Below are 1,590 nucleotides of genomic sequence, written 5' to 3'. Positions count from 1 at the left end.
AAAATGGACTTATCGGTTCTTGTTTTAACTTGGTCGTTTCCCCATCCTAGCTTGCTCAGGTGAAAGCCCGACCGGCTGCACATGTGTCGGGTCCCAGCCGATTTTGATTGGTGCATCCCACTGCTCTGTCAATATTGCCTGGTCTACAGCTTGGATCATCTTCGCCGTTTGAAGACCGAATCGAATACCGGTCATCAGTCCATGCTTTTCAGCCGCGGCCGCTAACCTGATTAGATAAGTAGAACGAGAAGAAAGCGGGAAGTCGTCGTCTAGTAGATCCACGGCTAGCGCTTCTTTGCTTCCGTCTGCTCCAGTGACGTTGTGGAATCCATAACGAAGCTGAGAATGTCCCGAGTTGTAAGCCTTTAATTGGTCTTCAGGTGACCGCCACGCATCTTGAATGCGAGGCCGAAACTTCGCATTTTCGAGGTCAGCGATTACAAATTGCAAGCGACTCGAGAACCACGGAAATAGTTCTAGGAGCCGATTCTGATTGCGCGCAATGCGTTCCTCTTCCGTCATATGCGTCCTTTCAGTTGGCACACAGAAATCTACCAGCGGTTGCTACCTGCGCTGGGGAAAGCTAGCGAAACATTTTGCTCCTTACCACGCCAGAAAATTCTCACCAACTATCACAACGCCATTTACGGCAACAAATAAACAACAGAACTTAGTGAGACGCTTCTTCGAAAAACTGAAGGCACCCCGAGACGAACTGTTGTTTTTTTAAACACTCAGCAAATGAAAGATTCGCGTTCCCAAAGCGAAATGTACGGAAAATTCGATTGGTGACAATTGGATAGTTTTTGATGCAAATGTTGCTTCAGACTTAAAATCGAGGCATAAAATTTTAACAATATCTTGCGCTTTCAATTGCCTCGGTAAGCGCTTCCACTTGGGGTTTGTTATGAAATCAAAAATTGTCTCGAAAAATAAGGGATTCGGCTTTTCTCCCGAATTTGTTCTGGATCCAAGCCAGCCAGTCACCATCGAGTTTTCTGTAGACGCTGGGCTGCTATTGCAAGTGCTAGCCAGTGTGCGCAATAAAGATCACGTGTTTTTGGCGAAGGACAACGACGGTAAGGCCAGGAGTACTGGCAAGGCTGGCAGCATAGCGCAAGTAACATTTGAGATTCAAAAACTGYTTAACCCACGCTACGTATCGTGGAGCATTTGGGCAACCAATCCTGTCCCGCCTGAACAGCGCACCGGCCCCACCAGCTTTACGGTGACAGTTGTAGTACAACAAGGACAACAAAGTGTGACGAACGCTATCAAGGCCACTATCTCGGAAAAGGTTCAAATCATTCCCGTGATTGACGACGGCGTTGCAATCGGAGCGCCACTATGAGCATCTACACCTACTTGAAGGCGTTATTCAGCACCACAGCATTTCTTTGCGCATCGCTCGCAATGGCCCAAACCGAAGTCACCATTGGCAATGAACAATTTGAAGAAGTCGGGAGATGGACTGTGGGAACGGAGATCGTGATTCGTCTCCGTCCTAAGACGTCAACGAACGCAAACAAAGGCACTGCGCCTGTTCCTGTCAATGTGGCAGCGGACACTGCAGTTCCATTGCCCAAAATG

At 48.1% G+C, this 1,590-nt stretch carries 3 protein-coding genes; 2 read left to right on the top strand and 1 reads right to left on the bottom strand.

What is annotated here, in order from left to right; all coding sequences use genetic code 11:
* Positions 1 to 24: 24 nt before the first annotated feature.
* The gene (locus AB4Z11_RS31170) at positions 25 to 522 is read right to left on the bottom strand and encodes a hypothetical protein (protein WP_442029976.1); all 498 of its coding nucleotides are present in this window, start codon (positions 520 to 522) and stop codon (positions 25 to 27) included.
* Positions 523 to 907: 385 nt separating this feature from the next.
* On the opposite strand from AB4Z11_RS31170, the gene AB4Z11_RS31165 reads away from it, so the two are divergent.
* Positions 908 to 1,351, top strand: coding sequence for a hypothetical protein (locus AB4Z11_RS31165; protein WP_442029974.1), 444 nt, complete (start codon positions 908 to 910; stop codon positions 1,349 to 1,351).
* Positions 1,348 to 1,590, top strand: a 243-nt coding sequence (locus tag AB4Z11_RS31160) for a hypothetical protein (protein WP_442029972.1), incomplete at its 3' end; no start/stop codon positions are given. The genes AB4Z11_RS31165 and AB4Z11_RS31160, both read left to right, overlap by 4 nt.

It is taken from the genome of Pseudoduganella sp. RAF53_2, from assembly GCF_052113985.1.
Classification (GTDB): Bacteria; Pseudomonadota; Gammaproteobacteria; order Burkholderiales; family Burkholderiaceae_D; genus Rugamonas.
The sequence above is the reverse complement of the archived record's forward strand: the minus strand, read 5'-3'. Positions and strand labels throughout refer to the sequence as shown.

Excerpts from the sequence above, each read along its gene's own strand:
- AB4Z11_RS31170 (WP_442029976.1), bottom strand. The coding sequence starts at position 522 with ATGACGGAAGAGGAACGCATTGCGCGCAATCAGAATCGGCTCCTAGAA.